General features: G+C 38.6%; 30 protein-coding genes. 24 read left to right on the top strand and 6 right to left on the bottom strand.

The window, feature by feature from the left end; all coding sequences use genetic code 11:
* Positions 1 to 35: 35 nt before the first annotated feature.
* A complete protein-coding gene (locus KMHG_RS00915; protein ID WP_010286024.1) occupies positions 36 to 236 on the bottom strand; it encodes a cold-shock protein in 201 nt (66 codons plus the stop codon).
* A 184-nt stretch (positions 237 to 420) separates the two neighbouring features.
* On the opposite strand from KMHG_RS00915, the gene KMHG_RS00910 reads away from it, so the two are divergent.
* The 5 genes from KMHG_RS00910 to KMHG_RS00890 all read left to right on the top strand — a co-directional run bounded on the left by KMHG_RS00910 (position 421) and on the right by KMHG_RS00890 (position 6,269).
* Positions 421 to 2,100, top strand: coding sequence for a formate--tetrahydrofolate ligase (locus KMHG_RS00910; RefSeq protein WP_010286023.1), 1,680 nt, complete (start codon positions 421 to 423; stop codon positions 2,098 to 2,100).
* Between the two features lie 78 nt (positions 2,101 to 2,178).
* Positions 2,179 to 2,808, top strand: coding sequence for an HD domain-containing protein (locus tag KMHG_RS00905; RefSeq protein WP_010286020.1), 630 nt, complete (start codon positions 2,179 to 2,181; stop codon positions 2,806 to 2,808).
* On the top strand, positions 2,805 to 4,691 hold the full coding sequence (locus KMHG_RS00900; protein ID WP_010286018.1) for an ABC-F family ATP-binding cassette domain-containing protein: 1,887 nt from the start codon (positions 2,805 to 2,807) through the stop codon (positions 4,689 to 4,691). The genes KMHG_RS00905 and KMHG_RS00900 overlap by 4 nt, the downstream gene beginning before the upstream one ends.
* Positions 4,692 to 4,710: 19 nt before the next feature.
* On the top strand, positions 4,711 to 5,829 hold the full coding sequence (locus tag KMHG_RS00895) for a conserved virulence factor C family protein (RefSeq protein WP_010286016.1): 1,119 nt from the start codon (positions 4,711 to 4,713) through the stop codon (positions 5,827 to 5,829).
* A 221-nt stretch (positions 5,830 to 6,050) separates the two neighbouring features.
* Entirely contained in the window at positions 6,051 to 6,269 is a 219-nt protein-coding gene (locus KMHG_RS00890; RefSeq protein WP_010286014.1) for a hypothetical protein, read from the top strand.
* A 47-nt stretch (positions 6,270 to 6,316) separates the two neighbouring features.
* Here the strand turns inward: KMHG_RS00890 and KMHG_RS00885 are convergent, their stop codons facing one another.
* The gene (locus tag KMHG_RS00885) at positions 6,317 to 6,535 is read right to left on the bottom strand and encodes a hypothetical protein (RefSeq protein ID WP_010286012.1); all 219 of its coding nucleotides are present in this window, start codon (positions 6,533 to 6,535) and stop codon (positions 6,317 to 6,319) included.
* A 199-nt stretch (positions 6,536 to 6,734) separates the two neighbouring features.
* On the opposite strand from KMHG_RS00885, the gene KMHG_RS00880 reads away from it, so the two are divergent.
* The 4 genes from KMHG_RS00880 (at position 6,735) to KMHG_RS00865 (ending at position 9,122) form a co-directional block, all read left to right on the top strand.
* On the top strand, positions 6,735 to 7,184 hold the full coding sequence (locus KMHG_RS00880; RefSeq protein ID WP_010286010.1) for a hypothetical protein: 450 nt from the start codon (positions 6,735 to 6,737) through the stop codon (positions 7,182 to 7,184).
* An 11-nt stretch (positions 7,185 to 7,195) separates the two neighbouring features.
* Positions 7,196 to 7,759 (top strand): GNAT family N-acetyltransferase, encoded by a 564-nt coding sequence (locus tag KMHG_RS00875; RefSeq protein WP_010286007.1) that lies wholly within the window; start codon positions 7,196 to 7,198, stop codon positions 7,757 to 7,759.
* Between the two features lie 78 nt (positions 7,760 to 7,837).
* Positions 7,838 to 8,542, top strand: coding sequence for a GDSL-type esterase/lipase family protein (locus KMHG_RS00870; protein ID WP_010286003.1), 705 nt, complete (start codon positions 7,838 to 7,840; stop codon positions 8,540 to 8,542).
* Between the two features lie 205 nt (positions 8,543 to 8,747).
* Complete coding sequence (locus KMHG_RS00865) at positions 8,748 to 9,122, top strand: hypothetical protein (protein ID WP_010286002.1); 375 nt, start codon at positions 8,748 to 8,750, stop codon at positions 9,120 to 9,122.
* 609 nt (positions 9,123 to 9,731) lie between these two features.
* Here the strand turns inward: KMHG_RS00865 and KMHG_RS19915 are convergent.
* Positions 9,732 to 9,833 (bottom strand): zinc ribbon domain-containing protein, encoded by a 102-nt coding sequence (locus KMHG_RS19915; protein ID WP_390618588.1) that lies wholly within the window; start codon positions 9,831 to 9,833, stop codon positions 9,732 to 9,734.
* A 452-nt stretch (positions 9,834 to 10,285) separates the two neighbouring features.
* Between KMHG_RS19915 and KMHG_RS00860 the strand changes: the two genes are divergently transcribed.
* From KMHG_RS00860 to KMHG_RS00815, 10 genes are all read left to right on the top strand, one after another.
* Positions 10,286 to 10,720, top strand: a complete 435-nt coding sequence (locus KMHG_RS00860) for a BrxA/BrxB family bacilliredoxin (protein WP_010286001.1) — start codon at positions 10,286 to 10,288, stop codon at positions 10,718 to 10,720.
* Entirely contained in the window at positions 10,720 to 11,505 is a 786-nt protein-coding gene (locus KMHG_RS00855; protein WP_010286000.1) for a class I SAM-dependent methyltransferase, read from the top strand. Before KMHG_RS00860 ends, KMHG_RS00855 begins: the two co-directional genes overlap by 1 nt.
* Before the next feature lie 266 nt (positions 11,506 to 11,771).
* Positions 11,772 to 12,044 (top strand): hypothetical protein, encoded by a 273-nt coding sequence (locus KMHG_RS00850; RefSeq protein ID WP_010285993.1) that lies wholly within the window; start codon positions 11,772 to 11,774, stop codon positions 12,042 to 12,044.
* A 102-nt stretch (positions 12,045 to 12,146) separates the two neighbouring features.
* Positions 12,147 to 12,752: a YpjP family protein gene (locus KMHG_RS00845; RefSeq protein WP_010285992.1), complete on the top strand. Its 606-nt coding sequence runs from the start codon at positions 12,147 to 12,149 to the stop codon at positions 12,750 to 12,752.
* 222 nt (positions 12,753 to 12,974) lie between these two features.
* The gene (locus tag KMHG_RS19670) at positions 12,975 to 13,097 is read left to right on the top strand and encodes a hypothetical protein (RefSeq protein WP_261797368.1); all 123 of its coding nucleotides are present in this window, start codon (positions 12,975 to 12,977) and stop codon (positions 13,095 to 13,097) included.
* A gap of 173 nt (positions 13,098 to 13,270) precedes the next feature.
* Positions 13,271 to 14,662 (top strand): protein adenylyltransferase SelO, encoded by a 1,392-nt coding sequence (locus KMHG_RS00835; RefSeq protein ID WP_010285991.1) that lies wholly within the window; start codon positions 13,271 to 13,273, stop codon positions 14,660 to 14,662.
* A 49-nt stretch (positions 14,663 to 14,711) separates the two neighbouring features.
* Positions 14,712 to 15,581 carry an SMP-30/gluconolactonase/LRE family protein gene (locus KMHG_RS17215; RefSeq protein ID WP_010285990.1) on the top strand — a complete coding sequence of 290 codons (870 nt, stop codon included), beginning with the start codon at positions 14,712 to 14,714 and terminating at the stop codon, positions 15,579 to 15,581.
* Positions 15,582 to 15,707: 126 nt separating this feature from the next.
* On the top strand, positions 15,708 to 16,244 hold the full coding sequence (amaP, locus tag KMHG_RS00825; RefSeq protein ID WP_010285989.1) for an alkaline shock response membrane anchor protein AmaP: 537 nt from the start codon (positions 15,708 to 15,710) through the stop codon (positions 16,242 to 16,244).
* Between the two features lie 15 nt (positions 16,245 to 16,259).
* The gene (locus KMHG_RS00820; RefSeq protein WP_010285988.1) at positions 16,260 to 16,472 is read left to right on the top strand and encodes a DUF2273 domain-containing protein; all 213 of its coding nucleotides are present in this window, start codon (positions 16,260 to 16,262) and stop codon (positions 16,470 to 16,472) included.
* 11 nt (positions 16,473 to 16,483) lie between these two features.
* Positions 16,484 to 16,909 carry an Asp23/Gls24 family envelope stress response protein gene (locus KMHG_RS00815; RefSeq protein ID WP_010285985.1) on the top strand — a complete coding sequence of 142 codons (426 nt, stop codon included), beginning with the start codon at positions 16,484 to 16,486 and terminating at the stop codon, positions 16,907 to 16,909.
* 140 nt (positions 16,910 to 17,049) lie between these two features.
* Here KMHG_RS00815 and KMHG_RS00810 read toward each other — a convergent pair whose 3' ends face one another.
* From KMHG_RS00810 to trhA, 3 genes are all read right to left on the bottom strand, one after another.
* Positions 17,050 to 17,520: a dihydrofolate reductase gene (locus KMHG_RS00810; protein WP_010285984.1), complete on the bottom strand. Its 471-nt coding sequence runs from the start codon at positions 17,518 to 17,520 to the stop codon at positions 17,050 to 17,052.
* Positions 17,521 to 17,533: 13 nt separating this feature from the next.
* The gene (locus tag KMHG_RS00805; RefSeq protein ID WP_010285983.1) at positions 17,534 to 18,478 is read right to left on the bottom strand and encodes a thymidylate synthase; all 945 of its coding nucleotides are present in this window, start codon (positions 18,476 to 18,478) and stop codon (positions 17,534 to 17,536) included.
* 78 nt (positions 18,479 to 18,556) lie between these two features.
* Positions 18,557 to 19,198, bottom strand: a complete 642-nt coding sequence (gene trhA / locus KMHG_RS00800; RefSeq protein ID WP_010285982.1) for a PAQR family membrane homeostasis protein TrhA — start codon at positions 19,196 to 19,198, stop codon at positions 18,557 to 18,559.
* A 193-nt stretch (positions 19,199 to 19,391) separates the two neighbouring features.
* On the opposite strand from trhA, the gene KMHG_RS00795 reads away from it, so the two are divergent.
* The 5 genes from KMHG_RS00795 to msrB all read left to right on the top strand — a co-directional run.
* Positions 19,392 to 20,234 carry a DegV family protein gene (locus KMHG_RS00795; protein WP_010285981.1) on the top strand — a complete coding sequence of 281 codons (843 nt, stop codon included), beginning with the start codon at positions 19,392 to 19,394 and terminating at the stop codon, positions 20,232 to 20,234.
* An 89-nt stretch (positions 20,235 to 20,323) separates the two neighbouring features.
* A complete protein-coding gene (locus tag KMHG_RS00790; protein ID WP_010285980.1) occupies positions 20,324 to 21,142 on the top strand; it encodes an SGNH/GDSL hydrolase family protein in 819 nt (272 codons plus the stop codon).
* Positions 21,135 to 21,719 carry a YpmS family protein gene (locus KMHG_RS00785; RefSeq protein ID WP_010285973.1) on the top strand — a complete coding sequence of 195 codons (585 nt, stop codon included), beginning with the start codon at positions 21,135 to 21,137 and terminating at the stop codon, positions 21,717 to 21,719. Before KMHG_RS00790 ends, KMHG_RS00785 begins: the two co-directional genes overlap by 8 nt.
* Before the next feature lie 12 nt (positions 21,720 to 21,731).
* Positions 21,732 to 22,253: a peptide-methionine (S)-S-oxide reductase MsrA gene (msrA, locus tag KMHG_RS00780; protein ID WP_010285972.1), complete on the top strand. Its 522-nt coding sequence runs from the start codon at positions 21,732 to 21,734 to the stop codon at positions 22,251 to 22,253.
* The coding region (gene msrB / locus KMHG_RS17210) for a peptide-methionine (R)-S-oxide reductase MsrB (protein WP_010285971.1) at positions 22,254 to 22,662 on the top strand (409 nt) is incomplete at its 3' end.

Genomic DNA, 22,662 nt, shown 5'->3' with positions numbered 1-22,662 from the left:
AGAGGAGATCGCGTAAAAGTGATCTCCTCTTTTATTTATATAACAGTTACGTTCGCTGCTTGATTACCACGATTGCCTTCAACGACATCAAATTGGACACGTTGCCCTTCGTCTAATGTACGAAAACCTTCAGCTACAATCCCTGTAAAATGGACAAAAATATCTTCACCTTGATCTGTTTCAATAAATCCATAGCCTTTTACAGTATCAAACCATTTCACCGTACCTTGGTGCATATGCGTCCCCTCCGTATGTCGCAATATTCGTTTTCATGCAAGTTCTTGCCAAAACTATAGCACGAATTTCTTTTTATTGTCAATTAATAGGATAGATGCGTCCTGTCATTGAAGCGACGCGCATTTTGTAGTAATGTAAGGCTAGAAAGATTCGAAACATTCAGATGAAGAAAGAGGGATACTCATGTCAAACGTTACAACACCATTATCTGATTTAGAAATTGCGAACAAAGTGGTCATGCAGCCGATTACAACGATTGCAAAAGAAGCTGGCATTCCAGAAGATGCGCTTGAATTATACGGCAAATATAAAGCGAAAATTGACGTAACGCAATTGAAAAATCAAACAGCAGATGCAAAAGTCGTACTCGTTACAGCGATTAATCCAACACCAGCTGGTGAAGGGAAATCAACAGTAACAGTCGGTTTAGCAGATGCTTTACATCAATTAGAACAAAATGTTATCGTTGCCCTTCGTGAACCATCATTAGGACCTGTAATGGGGATTAAAGGTGGTGCAACAGGTGGCGGTTACGCACAAGTTGTACCAATGGATGAAATCAACTTACATTTCACAGGTGATTTACACGCGATTACAACAGCAAACAATGCATTAGCTGCGTTAATCGATAACCATATCCATCGTGGTAATGAATTAAATTTAGATCCACGTCGTATTTTATGGAAACGTGTATTAGACATGAATGACCGTTCTTTACGTAATGTTGTCATCGGCCTTGGTGGTCCAGCACAAGGTGTGCCACGTGAAGATGGCTTTGATATTACAGTAGCATCTGAAATTATGGCGATTTTCTGTTTAGCGACAGATTATGCAGATTTGAAAAAACGTCTTGGCGATATCGTGATTGGTTACACATATGACAAAGAACCTGTTTTCGTTCGCGATTTAAAAGTAGAAGGCGCGCTAACACTATTATTAAAGGACGCGTTTAAACCAAACTTAGTCCAAACGTTAGAAGGGACACCAGCAATCATTCACGGTGGTCCTTTCGCCAACATTGCACACGGCTGTAACTCTGTACAAGCGACACAAACAGCACGTAAATTGGCTGATATCGTCGTAACAGAAGCGGGCTTCGGTGCGGACCTAGGCGCAGAAAAATTTATGGACATTAAAGCTCGTCAAGCAGGTTTCAAACCGAGCGCTATCGTCGTTGTTGCGACAGCGCGTGCGTTAAAAATGCATGGTGGCGTCGATAAAGCGAACTTAAAAGAAGAAAATGCAGAAGCGATTGCTGCAGGTATGCAAAACTTAGCAAAACATGTAGAAACGATTCGTGCATTTGGCGTAGAGCCTGTCATTGCGTTAAATCGTTTCATTACTGATACACAAGAAGAATTAGATGTCATTTTAAATTGGTGTACGACAAATGGTGTTAAAATTGCGCTTACAAACGTTTGGGAACAAGGCGGTAAAGGTGGTCTTGAACTTGGCCAAGCCGTATTAGACGTATTAGCAACAGATAACAACTTTAAACCGATTTATGATGTAGAGCAAAGTGTTGAAGAGAAAGTACGTACAATTGTTCAACGTGTTTACGGTGGACAAGATGTAGTATTCACAGATACAGCGCGTAAACAATTAGCAGACATTGAACGTTTCGGTTGGAGTAACTTACCGGTATGTATGGCGAAAACGCAATATTCATTATCAGATCAGCCGAAATTACTCGGTCGTCCTGAAGGATTTACAGTCACAGTTCGTGAAGTGATCCCGAAATTAGGTGCTAAATTTCTCGTATGTTTAACGGGGGATATTATGACGATGCCTGGTTTACCGAAAGAACCGGCTGCACTTCGTATGGATATTGACGAAGACGGCAACGCCATTGGATTATTTTAACGATACGAAAAGAGTCGGTAGCAATCGGCTCTTTTTTTGTGCTGTCAGATGGTATAATACAACTGACGAGGTGAAACGATGAATACGATTGAACAATGCACATCACTTGTAAAACAAATTTATGCACAGTTTGATGCAAGTCATGATTTTCAACATATTGAACGTGTGCTTGCGACAGCGCGTACGATTGCGAAAACAGAGCCAACTGCCAATTTAAAAATTATTGAGCTTGCCGTATTACTTCATGATGTGAGTGATGCGAAATATACGGCATCTAAAGATCACGAACAGCAAATTTTAGCGCAATTACCACTCACTGAAGAAGAACGCAAGCAAATTTCACAAACGATTGCAGCCGTTTCTTACCGAGGCGGTCATGAGTTACCGGCAACGACGATTGAAATGAAAATTGTCCGCGATGCAGATCGCCTGGACGCAATCGGCGCGATTGGCATTGCACGTGCTTTTACGTTTGGTGGAAAGTTTGGAAGTCAACTTTATAATGACGCGGAAAGTGCCAAACAGTACGACTCAGAAGCGAGTTATCGCGCGAAAAATAGTTCAGTCGTCACACATTTTCATGAAAAACTACTACTATTAAAAGATTTAATGACAACGGAAAAAGGCAAAGCGCTTGCTGAGTGTCGTCATCAGTTTATGCTAACATTTTTAGCACAATTACAGCAGGAAAGAGAAGGTAACATATGAGCCATTTAATCGTATCGAACTTTACAAAAACAGTTGGAGATAAAACACTGTTTAACAATATTGAACTTACTTTAGTAGAAGGGGAACGCGCTGGTTTAATCGGTATTAACGGTACAGGAAAATCGACGTTAATGGCGATTTTAGCAGGAGAGTTAGAGACGGATAGTATCCACGTCGATCACCCGAAAAACTATCGTATTGCGTACTTACCGCAAAATCCAGTGTTTGAAGAAGGAATTACGGTATTACAGGCAGTGTTCACAGGTGATTCGCCCGTCATCACATTAAACCGTACATACGAAGAAGCATTAGTAAAATTAAATGCAGACCCAATGAATGAACGTTTGCAACAAGATTTATTCCGCTTGCAACAACGTATGGACAATGAGGATGGCTGGGACGTCAATGCGCTTGCGAAAACGGCACTGACAAAACTAGGGATTAGCGATTATGAAGCAATCGTGACGAATTTATCAGGTGGTCAACAAAAACGTGTTGCACTTGCGAAAACACTCATTGAACCAGCTGACCTTTATTTGTTTGATGAACCGACGAACCATTTAGACGTTGAATCAACAGAATGGTTAACAGATATGGTCAATCGCTTAAAAGGCGCGGCGATTATTATTACCCATGATCGTTACTTCTTAGATAGTACATCGACACAAATTTTAGAACTTGCGAATCAAACGCTGTACAAACATAACGGTAACTACGCAGATTATTTAGAAGTACGTGCCATCCGCGAAGATATGGATGCGGCGACAGAGGCGAAAAACCGTAACCGTTACCGCAATGAATTAAAATGGATTCGTCGTGGTGCACAAGCACGTTCAACGAAACAAAAAGCACGTATTCAACGTTTTGAAACGTTATCAGAAAACCTACAAAAAGATAATACGAATACCGATTTAGATATTAACTTAGCGACAACACGCTTAGGAAAAAAAGTCATTGAAGCGACAAACATTTCAAAAGCATTCGGCGAGAAACAGTTGATCAACGATTTTAGTTTCTTACTACAACAAGGGGATCGCATCGGCATTATCGGACCGAACGGCGCAGGGAAATCGACGCTCATTAATATGCTTGCGGGTAACTTACAACCAGATAGTGGTGTGTTAGACGTCGGCTCTACTGTGAAAATTGCGCACTTTACGCAACACTTACCAGAAATGGACTCGAACCAACGCATGATTGAATACATTCGTGAGTCAGCAAACGATATTAAAACAGCAGACGGTGAACATTTCTCTGCCGCAGCGATGTTAGAACGATTTTTATTCCCGATGCATACGCATGGTTCTCAAATTGGTAAATTATCAGGTGGCGAGAAAAAGCGTCTTCATTTATTAAAATTGTTAATGGAACAACCGAACGTTTTGCTATTAGATGAACCGACAAATGATTTAGATATTGAAACATTGTCTGTATTAGAAGATTTCATTGAACAATTTGCAGGCGTTGTCGTAACGATTTCTCATGACCGTTTCTTCTTAGACCGTATCGCGAAAAAATTATGGGTGTTAGACGGAATGGGTAGCGTTGATGTTTCACTCGATGTTTATACAGACTTTTTAGCAAAACAACAACAATTAGAAAAGCATCAAGCGTCGAAAGAAGACAAGCAAGAAAAAGTAAAAGAAAAACAGCCGACTGAAAAGAAAAAATTAAGTTTCAAAGAGCAAAAAGAATGGAAAGAGATAGAAGGAAACATTGAAAAAGTCGAAACAGCTATTATGGAACATGAAGAACAAATCGGTAAAGCTGGCGCTGACTTTACGTTATTGCAACGCTTAACGACAGAACTTGATGAACTAAATGCTGAATATGAGCATTTGATTGAGCGTTATGAATATTTAAGTGATATTGTAAATGGGTAACGATTAGGAGGAATGCACAATGATGATTCAATCAATTGAACCAACACCAAGTCCAAATACGATGAAGGTTATTTTAGATCAAGAATTACCATTTGGCACAGCACATAACTACAACAAAACAAATATCGATACAGCACCAGAAATGATTCAAGCTATTATGCAAATCGAAGGTGTAAAAGGTGTATACCACGTCGCTGACTTTTTAGCAGTAGAACGTATCGGTAAGTTTGACTGGGTAAATATTTTAGCAAGCGTTCGAGAAGTGTTCGGTGAAGAAGCACAAACGAAACAAGCAGAAGGCCCAGTAGACCATTTTGGTGAAGCGTATGTTCACGTACAAATGTTTAATGGCATTCCATTACAAGTAAAAGTATTTGATAATATGGAAGAAAAACGTTTCGGTTTGTCAAAACGTTTCATTGATGCGTTTAATGAAGCGATGAAAGCAGACGAAAACTACATTATGCAACGTAAGTGGGTCGATTACGGTGTACGTTATGGGGATAAAGAAGAAGTTGGTGCGTCACTCGTACAAGAGTTAGAAGCATCATTTACAGATACACGTATTGCAGAACTTGTTCAAGCAAGCCAAGATAATACGACCGTACCGACGACAAAACGTAAAATTTCATTAGCCGAGTTCCAAGTAGATGATTGGGAAACACGCTTCCAATTACTTGACCAAATTCCAGACCCAGAGCTTGATGATATTCCGATGCTTGCGGCAGCACTGCGCGATGAAAAGATGTCAATTCGTCGTTTAGCTACAGTTTATTTCGGGATGATTGAAGATCGAGCAATTGTACCGTATTTAGTGGAAGCATTGAACGATAAATCTGCTTCGGTCCGTCGTACAGCAGGTGACTGTATGAGTGATTTAAGTTTCGTGGAGTTTGAGCCTGCAATGCAACAAGCATTAAAGGATAAAAATAAACTCGTGCGTTGGCGCGCGGCGATGTACTTATATGAAACGGGAACTGAAGCATCACTGCCAGCATTAGAAGCTGCGAGTGACGATAAAGAGTTTGAAGTCGCACTCCAAGTGAAAATGGCGATTGAACGTATTACACAAGGTGAAGATGCAAAAGGTTCTATGTGGCGTCAAATGACCGAAATGCGTCAAAACAATAAAAAATAAGTATGTATCCGTTGAATTTATGATGATTCAACGGATTTTTTTTGAATCATTATTTCATGAAAGTTTAAAAAAGGTAAAAAAAGATGACTATTTCATCTATCATAAAGATATTTAAAACCTATTTATATATCGATTAATAGGTATTTTTGCTTCGTTGACTTTCTTTTTTGAATAGGTCTATAATAGTGTATCAGCATAATATATACGGTGAGGTGGAAGCGATGATTTGCGGAACATGTGCCTGCAAAAAAGAAAAAGTATTAACATCAAAAGTATTCCAAATGGCAAAAGGTCAATTAATGATTGGCGATATTCCGGCAACATTTTGTGAATGCGGTGTGCACGTCTCACATTCAGTTGAAATGGAACTCGATGAATACATAAAAGATCAAGAAAGCAAAGTATCAGGAATGGTAGCTTGCTCATACAATGATTTATAACGATAAAAAAAGTGTGAACGATTTACATTCGTTCACGCTTTTTTAACTTATTCGTAGTCATAAGATGAGAATAAATCATCTGTTGTTTTGCCGAGTCTAAGAAATTGTACCTGCTTGTACAGCTTATAAGCAAAAGCACCTGTACATAGCATTGTAAAGAAAAGTAGGAGTTGAATGATAACACTGTCAATTGGCGCAAGTAATAGCATAATCAATAAGGTGATACTAATGAAAGCATAAAAGTAAGCCGTATTCTGATCTTTCATGTAACCATCTCCTTCTGCGTTACTTATTAAAATATAGACGAAATGATTTACATTTAAACATAATTTAGGAAAATAATTAGACTGTTTAAAATGATAAGTATAATTAGAATCGATAAGACTTAAAAAACATGTTGGAAATTTGAATTTTTTGTGTCCGAATGTGTATAATGGGCATAGATTACAAAAAAGGAGTATACCGATGAATAGTGATTTAGAGGATTATTTGTTAAATGGTCATTTCGTTCAAGCATTTCATATCGCACGTACAATTTCATACGAAGAGCTCGAAGAACAGTTGTTGTACTTGGCATATGAGCATGAAACAATCGCCATCTATACGTTCGTTAACTCATTGCTCATCGAACTCGAATCGTGGAAGTTACATGAAATTGCTTATAAATTATTGACGAGTAGTTTAAGTTTTATCGAAGGCGCTTACGTATCGGCCGCCTATCATGCTAGACGTGCTATTGAAATTACAAGTCACCAAGAGCTTGAGCCACTTGAAGATTTATTGTTTTTATATACGGAATCATTAGTACTCGTATCACAACAAGAAGCATTACAACTTGCAAAAGATATAATCGCAATTGAAAAAGATCATAAACTCGCAAAGCAAGTCATCGGGAAGCTCTCCAATGTAGATTAGGGGGAACTTCAATGGTAAAAGTCGTTTTAAAGCCACATGATATTCAATACGCTACACAATTGTCATCACTTATCCAATCACCTGGTGTGAAACATGCATTAGCATTACAGGATGAGGATTGTACGGTGCAGGCGATGGAACAATTTATTCGTACGATGCAATTAGAAGAAATGGAAGGGCGATTTTATTCAAGAATGATTTTGAATGAAAAACGAGAAATCGTTGGCGTCATTACATTAAAAAATATTGATGAAGCGACGCGTAGCTGTCATATTAGCACGTGGATTGGTGAACAATATTGGGGGCAAGGCTATAATTTCGCTGCAAAAGAGAAAATTTTGTATACTGCATTTTTAAATTATCAATTAGATTATGTATTTGCTGGTGCACGTGTTGAAAACTTACGCTCTCGAACATCACAACGTCATCTTCCATATATGACAACGCGTGTAGAAACACAATTTCCAATAGAACATCGTCGTCTCGAACGTTTAGAACAGTCCAAATGCGTATTAAACGTCGTGAAACGTCTCGATTTTTTAAATTGGTATTATCATCAGCGTATTGCAAGCTAAATATAGTGATTTAAGCGAGCTTACATCTTAATGTAAACTCGTTTTTTTAATTGGAAATTTTTCAAAAGGAGTGAAAATATGTCTAAAAAATTAATCATTTCAATCACAATAAATGTTTTGATGATAAGTATTTTAGCTTTTATAAGCTGGACGCATTATAGCGAAGCATCGACGAAAAAGATGACGTCTGATGTTTTAAGACCCGCACATTATGAACAACGAAAATCTCTATTTGAATCGTTGACGATTTCACCAAATGACACGGTCATGTTAGGGGATAGTATGGTGCTCTATAATGAATGGCAAGAGTTTTTTGATGAACCAATTGTGAACCGTGGTATTGGCGGGGATACGACATCAGGTTTATTGCGACGGTTGCATACGATAACAGAAGGCCAACCGAAACGTGTTGTTTTAATGATTGGTATTAATGATATTTCTCGGAATGTGCCACAAAAGAAGACAGTATTACAATACGAAAAGGTGTTAACGCAAATTCAATATCAATCACCGAATACAAAAATTTATACAATGTCTGTATTACCTGTTAATAATGATATTTATAGGAAAAAAGTTCATAATGATGATGTAATCGCTTTTAATAAAAAAATAATGCATTTATCAAAAAAATATAATGCAACATTTATCAATATTTATCGTCTTTATGAGCAACAAGGCCAGTTAAAAAAGTCCTATACAAATGACGGTTTACATTTAAATGGACAGGGCTATGATATATGGGTAGAGGCATTGAAGCTATATTTTTATGGGGGAAATGAGTAATTTATACCTATCATTTAATTCTAAAGTTCTAATGCTTCGCTTAGTTTTGCATTATTTTGATGGTTTCTCGTTTTTTTAATGTTTGATTAAATATACAATAATTTTTTTTGATAGCAGTTGCGTTATACTAAAAAACTATGATATTGTAAGTTACAAACATGAATTACAAGAGATAAATCAATACATATTTGTTGGGGGAATTGAAATGCATTCTACGAAAGAATTATTAGAGAAACATAAAAAAAACAAAAGAATTAAACGTTTTTCTAGCTTACGTGAAGTTCCAACACCAACAGTGAAAATTGGCGATCGTCAAGCTGTAGCAGAAGAACTTCAAAAAGCATTAAACGTATTTGATAGCATAAAAGACAAAGAAATTGCACAACAGTCAGAAATTGATCGTTTTGCAGATGCTATCGCAGTCTATGAATTGTACATAAATCAAATGTTAGTCATTATGGATAACGAAGAAAATCCTTGGGGTTATTCAAACGCAGAAATCGAAGAGTTAGTAGAAAGTGTTTCTTTACTATATCGTTATTTCGATTCTATCGTGCGTAAAAAGTTATTCCAATGGTAAAAAAGTTAAAAATCTACGAGCGCCTGCGTTCGTAGATTTTTATTTTATTACAAAAGCGTTTATAAGGCTTTTTACTGGTTATCAGACAAAAATCGACAACTACATCAATTGGTGTCGAAAAAACGTTTACAAGGGCAGTAAACAGCTTTAAAAACTATGTGAAAGCTACACATTCATTTATAACTAAGTAAAACGCTCGATTTTAATTTTTTTATCCATAAAAAGGAATAAAAGTATGATTAAGTGTGAAAGAACGGAATAAAATTACACTAAACTGTATAAATAAAGTAAATGCAAGATGAATACTCCGAAAAATAAACAATGTGTTTAAAATCTTATGTGTGGCTACACACAATAAAGATGCAAAAAACAATAGATTGTCGAAAATGGTCGCTTTTCTCCCATTTACCCAGTTTTCAACGACAAAATGATGAATAGCAAAATTTTAATAAGAAATGACAATCGTACGCTTAAACATACATTGAACTACCCCCACTTAGCCGTTCTTCGAACATGCTTGAAGTGGGAGATTCCTACGAATAGCGCTTGCTTGTTACCACTTGCTCGAAACAGCGGCTTCACTTTTTGAGTAGGCGAGCCCCGTAGTTCCTACGGTTGTTGGTGTAATATTCTTAATCCTTCGATTAAGATGTTTTTACTTGCGTTAATATCTCGGTCTAATTCTGTGCCACAAGATGGGCAAGTCCAGATGCGAATATCGAGTGATTTTTTACCACCCCTTTTGTGTTTAAGTCTTCGAGGCAGATGACGTCATATTGGCGAATCAATGCCGTTGATAGGTTGTTCAAAAAATCTTCACGCTTTATATTGAGAATGGATGTTCTTTTTAACAAATTGATGCGAGCAAAATGATTGCGTTCGCATTCATCCGTTCCCTACTCACTCCGTTCCTTGAGGAAGGGGTATTGTGCGAAGAAATGATAAAGTATTAAACGACTCGGTTTTTAAATAATGTGTAACATAACTAGGCGAATAGTGATGAGCCATAAATATTCCTCGTTTTCATTAAAATAAAGTGGTTCAGATAGAAATCTCATATTCCGAGTAAAAAAGGATGAAATATCATGCAATGAACGCTACAATGAAAAAGTAGAAAACCCATAAATATAAGGGAGTATCCCAATACGAAAGAGGCTAGAATTATGAACGCTTATGATGAGTACATGCGCGGCATCGTTCAACCGATGCGCGAAGAATTAGTAAATGCAGGTTTCACACAATTAATGACAGCTGATGATGTTGCAGAACATATGCAAGAATCAAAAGGCACTTCTGTTATCGTGATCAACTCTGTATGTGGTTGTGCAGCAGGTCTTGCACGTCCAGCAGTGATTGAAGCGGTACAAACTGCAACTAAAAAACCAGAACACTTAGTAACAGTATTTGCAGGTCAAGATAAAGAAGCAACTGCTCAAATGCGTGCATTCTTTGAAGAAGTACCACCTTCATCACCATCAATTGCTTTCTGGAAAGATGGCAACTTAGCATACTTCATCCCACGTGAACAAATTGAAGGTCAAATGATGGAATCAGTACGTGACCACGTAGCGGACGTACTCGATAAAATCGTCGACTAATGCAAACAGTTGTCACAACTGGAGGGCGCCCTGACGACAATGCTCGTCAGCGCGCTCTTTTTGCGTCAAAAACATTACACATTCCATTTGTTGAGCGACGTAAACGATCGATGAAAAAAATGATGGAGACAGAGCAAGCAAATATTCTCGTAGCAGGTAAGCAGCGCTATGAATATTATGCATACGGGCAAAGTGAACCCTTTTTCTTTCATCCATCGTCAGCAGCATTTCGTGCAAAACGTATGGCACGTGGGGAAACGGATACGTTTGTAAATGTTGCAAAGTTAGCGCCAGGAGATCGTTTATTAGATTGTACGCTTGGAATGGCGACAGATAGTATGCTTGCGGCTATACAAGTAGGCGAGGAAGGACGTGTCGTCGGTTGTGAAGGTAATCCGATTATTGCGTTCGTCATACAACAAGGATTAGCTACGTACGACTATCTTGAAGAAAAATTACCTCAGTTGCACGTCATGCGTCATATCGAAGTTGTTTCAAGTGTGGCGGTAGATTATTTAAAAACGTTGGCTGATGATAGTTTTGATGTTGTTTATATGGATCCGATGTTTGAAGAAACTATCGAAGAATCTAAAAGTTTTGCACCGCTGCGTGAAGCAGGTGTGCATATCGGTTTAGATACCGAATGGATGAATGAAGCGTTACGCGTTGCGAAAAAACGCGTCGTATTAAAAGCACATTATCGTTCACCATTATTCGAAACATTTGGCTTCCGCCGCATTATAAGACCGAATATTAAATTTCATTACGGCGTTATTGAAAAGTGATGAAATGGTAAAAATATAGTTGATATATCGAAAGAAATGGCGTCTTAGATAAAATATGTTAAAAAAAGAGGTAAATATTCTAAAATTAGGCTTTGTTATTTCAACGGAGAGACGGCTAAGTGGGGGTAGTTCAACGATGATTCAATTGCTATTGACGCGACGTTATTGGCAAAATCGCTCGTCAGTTCGCTGTCATGTAAATGGAGAAACATTGACGCTTGATTTAACAAAAACAAATGATTTTTCATGGGTGGATTTTTCGGAAAATGAATATCAAACATTATTTAACCGAATTTATTGCGGCGAAGCCTTTCGTTTCAGATATTATGACACCGACGATCCAAACGATTGAAGTATCGGATTGTATGTTGCTGAGCAATCAATTGCAAATTCGATTGCACTATGCTGAAGATGAATTAAATCGCAGCATTATGACAGTGTTTGTCCGACGTGCCAACGATAATCATTTAGACAAATACAAAGCACTCGTTGAACTTATACAAGACGCAACGTTTGATGAAAAGCATTTTCGTGAATAATAAAAGTAGTAGCCATTTTGGTTACTACTTTTTATTTTTTACGAAACTTTTATATAAACAAAAACGTATGAATAGTAAGAATATTTTTGAGAAGGTGATTGTATGAAAAAATGGTTCCAAAAAGCAATGGTATCGGCTGTTGCGGTAGTGACGTTAGGACTCGTATCGCCATCCCATGCTTTCTGGGAAGGGATTTTTGAAGGGCATACGAATAGTAAAACACAAATGGAAGGAAATACGAGTGAACCGACGACACTCGTTGCGTATGCCTCAGAACAACGAACGATTGAACAGATAGACCAAATAGATGAACAACCAATTGACTTAACAGAAATTGCACGTCAACAAGCTTACGCAAAATTCGGCGCAAAAATCGGCCCAAAAATTCAAGAAGACTTCGATACACTTATTTTTCCGAAAATGCAAGAAGCAATCGATATGACAGTAGCGCGTTTAAACGATGAAGATTTATCAAACTTAGCGATTACGGAAAACCCAAGTGGGAATTATTCAGAGAAAATTTTTAATGTGTATAATCGCAATACGCACGAAGATATTATTCGTTTCCACGTACGTACAGAAAATCGCCCAATGGATGGTTTTTACTACAACTTCCACTACCATACATATGATGATGGTTTTGTAACACATTATGATCTAGGGGATATTTATTGGAGTAAAAATACGCCACCGAAATGGTTATCATAAAAAAAGATGTCGCCTTGTGCGGCATCTTTTTTGTTGTCACATAACTGTCAATGAAAACGCTTTGAATATGAACGAATTGTGAAAAAATTCTAAAAGGTCTTTTCTTTTTTGGAAATCAGCGTAAAATAAATTTCAAGAAATATGTTATATAACAATTTGCAAAAGTCATCGGAAAAATAATAATTGTTGTAATACACAGCAAATGAAACGGAGACATGAACTATGTGGGTAATAACAGTATTTAATAACATCAATGATATCGAAATGTACGAGTATACGGAAAAAGCAGCAGCAGTTGAAAAATTATCAGGTTTACACAACGCGATCTTGTCTTATACGAAATAATATATAGCGAAGCGGCTTATTGGACAATCCAGTAAGCCGCTTTTTATTGATGTTTTTTGCTCCGTTCATTTTCAAAACAGCACATGCAAAAAAATAAACGAGGTATAGTATACTTATGAATACAACAGCGGCTTTAAAAAAGACCGATGATTTCAACACGAAAGGGTGGTTTCATGCCATTCCAATTTGATACGACATATACGGTATTACCGGAAGTATTTTATCAATTTGTCGCAGAAAAACAAGTAAAACAGTCAAATATTGTCTTATGGAACGAACGACTTGCAAAAGCGTTAAACGTGCAAGATGAGGCGCAACGTACAGCATTATTTACAGGTTCTGAAAATCGTCCATATGTTGCACAAAGTTATGCAGGACATCAGTTTGGCCAATTTACGATGCTTGGCGATGGTCGTGCAATGTTAATTGGCGAACATGTCGTCGATAATAAACGTTACGACATTCAATTGAAAGGCGCAGGCCGAACACCATACTCAAGAGGTGGCGATGGCTTAGCCGGCATTGGCCCGATGGTACGCGAATATATTATTAGCGAAGCGATGCACGGATTAGGTATTCCGACGACCCGTAGTTTAGCAGTTGCAACGACAGGCGGTGCAGTATACCGTCAAGACGTGCAAAAAGGAGCGGTATTAACGCGTGTTGCAGCGAGCCATTTACGTGTTGGTACGTTCCAATTTGCACGTTTTATGGTGTCAGAAGAGGCTGTGCGTGAACTCGCAGATTACGCAATGGCGCGTCATGATGCAGATTTAGCAAAAGGGGACTATATCGGTTTCTTCCGTCGTATTATGAACCGTCAAGCAAAACTAATCGCACAGTGGCAATGTGTCGGCTTCATTCACGGTGTCATGAATACAGATAATATGACGATTAGTGGCGAAACGATTGATTATGGCCCGTGCGCGTTTATGGATACATTTGATCCAGATACAGTGTTTAGTTCAATTGATCAGCATGGCAGATATCGCTATAGCCAACAGCCTGCTATCGGTGGGTGGAATTTAACACGTTTAGCAGAAACGTTTATCCCACTTATCGATGATGACGAAGAGGTGGCAACGGCAATGTTAGAAGAAGTGTTAATGGACTATAACAACGCTTTTCAAACAGCATGGTTAAACCAAATGCGTGCTAAAATCGGATTACAAACAGCAACAGAGCAAGATCGTACGCTTATCGTACAACTATTGCAGACGATGCATGAGCAACAACTCGATTTCACGTCGACATTCCGTGCGCTTTCAGAAGGAAATGTCCCGACTGTATTAGCAGCGTGGCATGATCAGTGGCAACAACGTGTTGTTGCAGAAGCAGAAACGGTAGAAGCGGCGCAACGTCGGATGCTAGCAGTCAATCCAGCGATTATTGCGCGAAACTACTATGTAGAAGCGGCGATACAAGATGCCGAAGCGGGCGATTTTACGGCAGTGAAAACACTTGTGGAAGCGCTACAACAACCGTTTGACGTAAAATTGGAGCACGAATTATATCGTGAACCACCGATGATGAAACAACCGTACGTGACATATTGTGGCACATAACGTACTAATTTTTGTATAATAACAAAAAATGGTATGAGGAGCTGGGCAGATGAAAGCACAATTAGTAGAAGCATATCGTGGTCGTTTATTGGAAGGTCCGATGTGGCATGAAGATGAACAAAGTTTACGCTTTGTTGATATTAAAAAAGGTATATTATATCGCTATCATCCTAAAACGAAGGAGACGACGACAATTTCATTCGATGAGAATGTAACGTTCGTTGCGCCGACGACGGATCAGCAATTACTCGTGTCGACGCGTAATGCATTATGGTTTGTTGACCCAAAAACGGGTCATAAAGAAAAGTTTGTGCAATTTACCGATTTCGATGATGCACTACGTTTTAACGATGGTGGCATTGATCCATTTGGTCGACTTTGGATTGGTACGATGAATGAGGACGAGCAAACGCCAAATGCAAAATTGTATGTCGTTGATGCGACGGGACATGTACACGTTGCAAAAGAAGGCTTAACAATTTCAAATGGTCTCGCTTGGAACAAGAAGGGTGATACGATGTATGCGATTGATACGCCGACAGAGCAAGTGCGTGCTTATCCGTTTGATGCTGAGACGTTAACGCTTGGTGAAGGGCATGTCGTTTACGATTTTAAAGAAGTTGACGGTTCGCCTGATGGTATGACGATTGATGCAAACGATCATCTATGGGTTGCGTTATGGGGTGGTCGTCGCATTGAATGCATCGATCCGACGACAAGCGACATTGTTGAAACGGTAGCACTGCCTGTTGCAAACATTACGAGCTGTGCTTTCCAACCTGGGACGTCGAATTTATATATTACAACAGCTTCTGAGGGCTTAACCGACACGCAAAAAGCAGCCCAACAAGACGCTGGTAGCTTGTTTAAAACGACGACAAATGAAACAGCTGCACCTATATATCGCTTTGAAAAATAAGGATAATCAAATGGGTCGAGTCATCGTAAAGATGATTCGGCCTTTTTACGTGAATGTTTAATTCTATGATTAACTCCTTAGTAAGTTGGGAAAAGTATATTGTTTACAAAAATAGGAGGGGTGTGTATGAAGCGACTTTTTAGTTTTCTCTACGGTCTTGTGCTACTCGTCGCCACCGCGACTTTATTATTCCTCGTCATTGACCAATCATCATGGGCGACGTACCAAGAACAGCTTAGAGCATATGAGTGGTTTATGCCAACCGTTTACATTGTCGTAGGTGTATTGATCTTTATTGCCATTATAATGCTTATTTTTGCCCTTTCTCCATCGCATAAAAAGCGAAACGTTGCATTAAAATATGGTGATGGCGATCTGATGTTAAACAAAAAGGCAATCGAAAAAAATGTTCGCTATACGGTTGCGAAATATGATGATATTCGTCAACCGAGCGTATCCGTTCAAATGTATGACAAGAAGAAAACGTCTTATATTGACATTGTTGTCGATGTGTTTATTGCACAGACGACGAATGTTCAAACGCTTATTAAGACGATGCGCGACGATGTGAAAGAAACGACAGAACATTTTTCACAGTTACCTGTTCGCGATGTGAAAATCAATGTGTTAGATCAAAAGCTACTAAATAAGCGCGTGATTTAACAAGGAGGAATTCATATGCAGGAAGAACACGCAGCAACATCATTTCTACGTACGTATAAGTGGCGCATTATCGGCTGTTTAACAATGATTTTAATCGCCATTTTATTTTTAACCCTCGGATTTTGGAAAACGATTCTCATCATCGCACTCGGTGCACTCGGTGTCGGAATCGGTTATGCGAAAGATCGTACAGCAGAGTTTTTAACATTCATCGATAAGTTGAGATAAGGAGGATGCATATGTCGTCGCTCTCGATCAATAAGCAAGGTGATCAGAATGAACGTACCTTCCACGACGCTTTGACGTTTCAAGATCGTGTCGTTGAAAAAATCGCTGCGGTTAGTGCGCGATCTGTTGAAGGTGTATTAGATTTAAAAGGTGGCTTCACCGCCGGTATTACAAATAAACTAGGCGGAGATGAACTCACAAATGGTGTAAGTGTCGAAGTTGGAGAGAAACAAGTCGCAATCGATTTAACAGCTATATTAGCATTTGGTTATAGTGCACCACTCGTGTTCAAACAAATTGCTGAAGCTGTTAAATCTGACGTTCATCATATTACAGGCCTAGATGTCATCGAAGTGAATGTGCAAGTCGATGATGTGATGACGGCACAAGAATTTGCACAGCAAAAGGCATCTTCTCAAACGAGAGAACTCCAATAATAAAAAGAGGCTGGGATATAAGTGTAAAAACACCATCTCAAATGAGCATAAAAAAAACGGAATCGCGCTCTGGCGCGGTTCCGGTTTTTTGTTGCAAACGCTAAAAAAGGAAAATGAAATGTTTTGTCCCAGCCTCTTTTTTAGCGTTCAAAGATTTTATAAACGAACGTATAACCGTCTGCTTGTTGTGGTGCCGAAGCTTGCACTTCATGAAATGCCGGATAAGCAGGGAAGTACGTATCGCCGTTAAAAGCGTGATGAATTTCTGTAATGTATAAACGATCTGCAATGTCTAAGCTTTGTTCAAAAATATGACCGCCACCGATGATCATTACTTCATCATGGAGTGGTTGAGCGATTGCTAACGCTGCTTCTAAACTGTCCACTGTCGTAATGTTATCTGCGGTATATGCGGCATTGCGTGTAATGACAATATTCGTACGACCTGGGAGTGCGCGTCCGATGGATTCGAACGTTTTACGGCCCATAATAATCGGCTTACCCATCGTCATTTTTTTAAAGTAAGCAAGGTCTCCTGGTAAGTGCCATGGCATATCATTTTCATAGCCGATAACACGATTTTGATCATGTGCAACGATTAATGAAATCATTTAAATACCCCTTTTAAACTGAAATAGGTGCTTTAATACGCGGATATGGATCATAACCATCTAATGCTAAATCATCAATTGTGTAGTTGAAAATAGACGGTTTGTCTGTTTTAATGATGAGTTTTGGTAAAGCACGTGGTGTGCGAGATAGTTGTTCTTCTACTTGTGCTAAGTGATTTTTATATAAATGTGCATCACCTAATGTATGTACGAAGTCGCCTACTTCTAGATTACATTCTTTCGCAATCAAATGCGTCAATAGCGCATAACTTGCAATGTTAAATGGTACGCCTAGGAAGACGTCAGCTGAACGTTGGTAAAGTTGGCAAGATAATTTGCCGTCTGCTACGTAAAATTGGAATAACGTATGACAAGGTGGTAACGCCATGTTATCTACTTCTGCTGGATTCCAAGCGCTAACGATATGACGACGTGAGTTTGGATTCGTTTTAATTGATTCAATTACTTGTTGCATTTGGTCAATTGTGCCGCCATCATTGTCTGGCCATGAACGCCATTGTTTCCCGTATACAGGACCGAGATCTCCGTAGTTTTTTGCAAATTCATCATCCGTTAAAATACGTTCGCGGAATAAATTCATTTGTTCTTCATAAACGACTTTAAACGTATCATCTGTTAATGAACGATGGCCGAAATCTGTCATATCTGGGCCGTTATAAGCGGCAGATGTTACCCAGTTTTCAAATGCCCATTCATCCCAAATATGGTTGTTGTCATTCATTAATGTACGAACATTCGTATCGCCACGTAAAAACCATAATAATTCACTAGCGATTAAACGAAAAGCCGTTTTTTTCGTCGTTAAAATTGGAAATCCTTCTTGTAAGTTGAAACGCATTTGATAACCGAAAATGCTATATGTGCCTGTGCCTGTACGGTCGCCTTTATCATGACCCTCGGCTAAAATGTGTCGGCAAAGATCTAAATATTGTTTCATGCAAAAGCCCCCTTAGTTGAATCCATCATACTTCAAAAATGTTCATAAAAAAAGACTCGATATTACGAGCCATTTTTGCTATACATATATCATAACAGTACCGATCATAAATCCGCTACCTGCAAGGACAAATACGTGCCAAATTGCATGATTGTAAGGGATTTTATGGTTTGCGAAGAAAAATGCACCAATCGTGTACATTAAGCCACCTGCTAATAAATAATAAAAACCATGCATCGTAATATGTGATACGACAGTTTTAAAAGCAATAATGATGAGCCATCCCATTGCTAAGTAACAAATGAGCGACACTGCTTTAAAACGTTCGATAAAGAACATTTTAAATAAAACCCCACATAAAGCGATGCCCCATTCAATCGCAAAAATCGTCCATCCAAGTTTACCGCCAATGGCAATTAAGGCGAATGGTGTATACGTTCCTGCAATTAATACATATATAGAACAATGGTCAATAATACGGAAAAACCTTTTATATTTTTCAGATGCTGCGTGATAAACGGTAGACGCTAAAAAAAGCAACATCGTAGATATACCAAAAATCGTAAAACTGACGACGTATAGTGTTGAACCTTTCGCAACGCCCTCTATAATTAAAAAAACTAATATCGGAATGGCGAGTAAAAAACCAATTCCATGTGTCAATACGTTCCAAAATTCTTCGCTATCTTTTTTGTCTGTTGCAGCGATAATTTGCGTCATGACGCCATCACTCCTTTGAAAATCATGCTAAATTTGTCTTTTTCTTGTCTATATTAATTATGACATCTTTTTCTCTGCATAAATATTGACGTTTGTCACATGTATCATATGACAAACACTAGTAAAATAGGTTATAAAAGTAGAGGTTATGCAGAAATGCATCTGAATTTAGAAATGGATGTGTCAAAATATTATGAAACGTGTACATGTTGTCACTGACTCAACAAGTGGTATTTCAAAAGAAGAAGCTGCACAATACGGAATACATATTGTGCCATTAACAATTTTTATTGATGGAGAATCGTTCCAAGACGGCGAAAATTTAACACCCGCGCAATTTTTAACACGCATGTCTACTTCAAAGCAATTACCGAAAAGCTCTCAACCACCATTAGGCGTATTTGAAGAACTTTTTAATGATTTAGGTAAAGATGGAGACGATGTACTTGTGATCACGCTTACACACACACTAAGCGGTACTGTGAAGTCTGCTACTGCAGCTGGGCAGTCTTCTATTGCAAATGTGCAAGTCATCGATTCAGCGTTTACTTCTTGGGCTCAAGGTTTCCAAGTGCTAGAAGCTGCAAAAATGGCGCAACAAGGTCATACGTTAACTGAAATCGTTGAACGTTTAGATGTCGTACGCGCGAATACGAAGCTATATTTAGTTGTAGATACGTTAGAAAACTTAATTAAAGGTGGCCGTATCGGTAAAGGGATGGGTATGGTCGGCACGTTACTAAACATCAAACCAGTAGCCGAATTATATGAAGGTACGTTAACGAATCGCACGAAAGTACGTAGCCATAAACAAGCAGTGAAGTTTTTGAAAAAGCAATTTTTAGAAGATACAGCAGGTAAGACGGTTAAAGCAATCGGCTTAGAGCATGCGGATAGTCCAGCGTTAACAGAACCGTTAATGGACTTCTTCAAAAATGAAATTGGTTTTGATGATGTACGCTTCAGTGTGACATCTCCAATTATTAGTACGCATACAGGTGTCGGCGCTATTGGCTTAAGCTACTACGCTGAATAATCATTGCACAATAGTTTCAAAAACAGCCAAATAGTAGTAACATAAAAGTTGTCCAAACATGGGCAACTTTTTTAATTAGGAGCGTTTGTATGAGGAAAGGTTTAGCAATCATGCTGATGTGTTTCTTGTTAGCGTTGCTTAGCGCATGCGACATGACCTCACAGCTAGAAGATAGCGGTTGGAAGCCATTTAGCGATAAGAAAGAAATTGAAGAAAAACCGATCCATTACGTATCACTTGGCGACTCATTAACAGAAGGTGTCGGCGATGAGAAAGAACGTGGTGGATACGTTGGGCGTCTAGCAAAAGATATGCAACAATGGGAAGGCGTTAAAAGCGTCACCGTGACAAATACGGCTAAAAAAGGTCGTCGTAGCGATCAGCTGTTAGCACAATTAGAAAGTGGCGAGATTAATGATGCACTGAAAGATGCTGACATTATTACGTTAACGATGGGCGGCAATGATATTATGAAAATTGTTCGTCAAAACATTAACGGTCTCGATAAAAAAGACTTTGATGCGGCACTTCCAGCTTACGAAAAGCGTTACGAACAAATTTTTCATTTGATTCGTGAACAAAATAAGACAGCGCCAATTATCGCAATGGGTGTTTACAATCCATTTACCGTTTATACGACAGATGTCGGGGATACCGACGCTGTGATGGCGGAATATAATGCGGTCATGCAAAAAATTGTCGAACAAGATAATCATTACGCGGTATTCGTACCGATTAACGATTTATTCGTGTCAAATGACAAAAAAGTTTATCATACAGATTTCTTTCATCCGAATGCGAAAGGATATCGTTTAATCGAAAAACGAATTGTCACAACGTTAAAGACGAAAGATTTATATACATTATCGAAAGGTAATTTAGATTTGGAGGGAAACGACGATGAATAAATGGAAAATTGCCTTCTTTACGTTACTAGCACTTATTGTGATCGGTTTTATTGCTTTATTTATCATGATCACGTCAAAGCCAGAAGATCAAGCAATTCCAACGAATTTTAAATCGATTACGGGCAGTGAAGTAACCGTACAAGCAACTGCTGATGATTTTGAAACGTTAGCGAATCATTTCATTAGCGATGCGACACAAGATACACAAATGCCTGTCAAAATGTACGTAGACCAAGATATTACGCTCACGAGTAAAGTAAGCGTTCTTGGCGCGACGTTACCTGTAACGATGGATTTCGATCCGGAAATCGATAAAAATGGGAACTTAATGCTAGAATTGTCGAACATTGCAGTCGGAATACTTGATATTCCAACGAAAACCGCTTTAAAATTAGTAAAAGATACTGGTAAATTACCAAACTTTATTACGATTCAACCGAACGATAATCAAGCGTACATTAATTTAAATGAAATTAACGTACCAGTATCAGAAGGTACAAATGCGCATTTACGTGCAACAAAATTCGATTTAACGAAAGATGAAATTGAATTGAAAGTAATTATTCCATCTAACTAAGGAGGAATTGATATGGCAGTTGCAACATTTGCAGGAGGCTGTTTCTGGTGTATGGTCAAACCATTTGACCAACAACCAGGCATTGAGTCTGTCATTTCAGGATATACAGGCGGTCACGTTGAAAATCCGACATACGAACAAGTTTGTTCGGAAACGACAGGGCACTACGAAGCGGTGCAAATTACATTTGATCCAGCAGTATATCCTTACAAAGATTTAGTAGAATTGTATTGGCAATTAATCGACCCAACTGATGCAGGCGGCCAATTTTTTGACCGTGGTCAAAGTTATGAAACAGCGATTTTTTATCACGATGACGAGCAAAAAGAAATTGCCGAAGCGTCAAAAGCCGCACTTGAAGCATCAGGTAAGTTTGATAAACCGATTGCCGTTAAAATTTTACCTGCAAAACCTTTCTATCCAGCAGAAGATTACCACCAACAATATTATCGAAAAAATCCGTTGCATTACGAACGCTATTCACACGGCTCAGGTCGCGTAGCATTTCAACAGCAACATTGGGGGCAAAAATAGATGGACAACAAAGAACAACGTTTAAAAAACTTAACAGCGATGCAATATCACGTTACACAAGAAGAAGGAACAGAACCACCGTTCCAAAACGAGTTTGATCAACATTTTGAAGAAGGCTTATACGTGGATATCGTGTCAGGAGAGCCATTATTCACATCGAAAGATAAATTCGACTCAGGTTGTGGTTGGCCTGCTTTTGCAAAACCTGTAGCGCCTTTAAAAGAGCATACTGATACACGCTATGGCATGATTCGTACAGAAGTGCGTAGTAAAGATGCTGATTCACATTTAGGCCACGTTTTCCCAGATGGTCCACAAGAATTAGGTGGCATGCGTTACTGTATCAACTCTGCGGCGCTGCGTTTCGTACCAAAAGCTGATCTTGAAAAAGAAGGCTACGGCGACTATC

This window comes from Kurthia massiliensis, from assembly GCF_000285555.1.
In the GTDB taxonomy this organism is placed as follows: domain Bacteria; phylum Bacillota; class Bacilli; order Bacillales_A; family Planococcaceae; genus Kurthia; species Kurthia massiliensis.
Note: the sequence above shows the minus strand (reverse complement) of the source record. Positions and strands in the feature narration are given on the sequence as shown.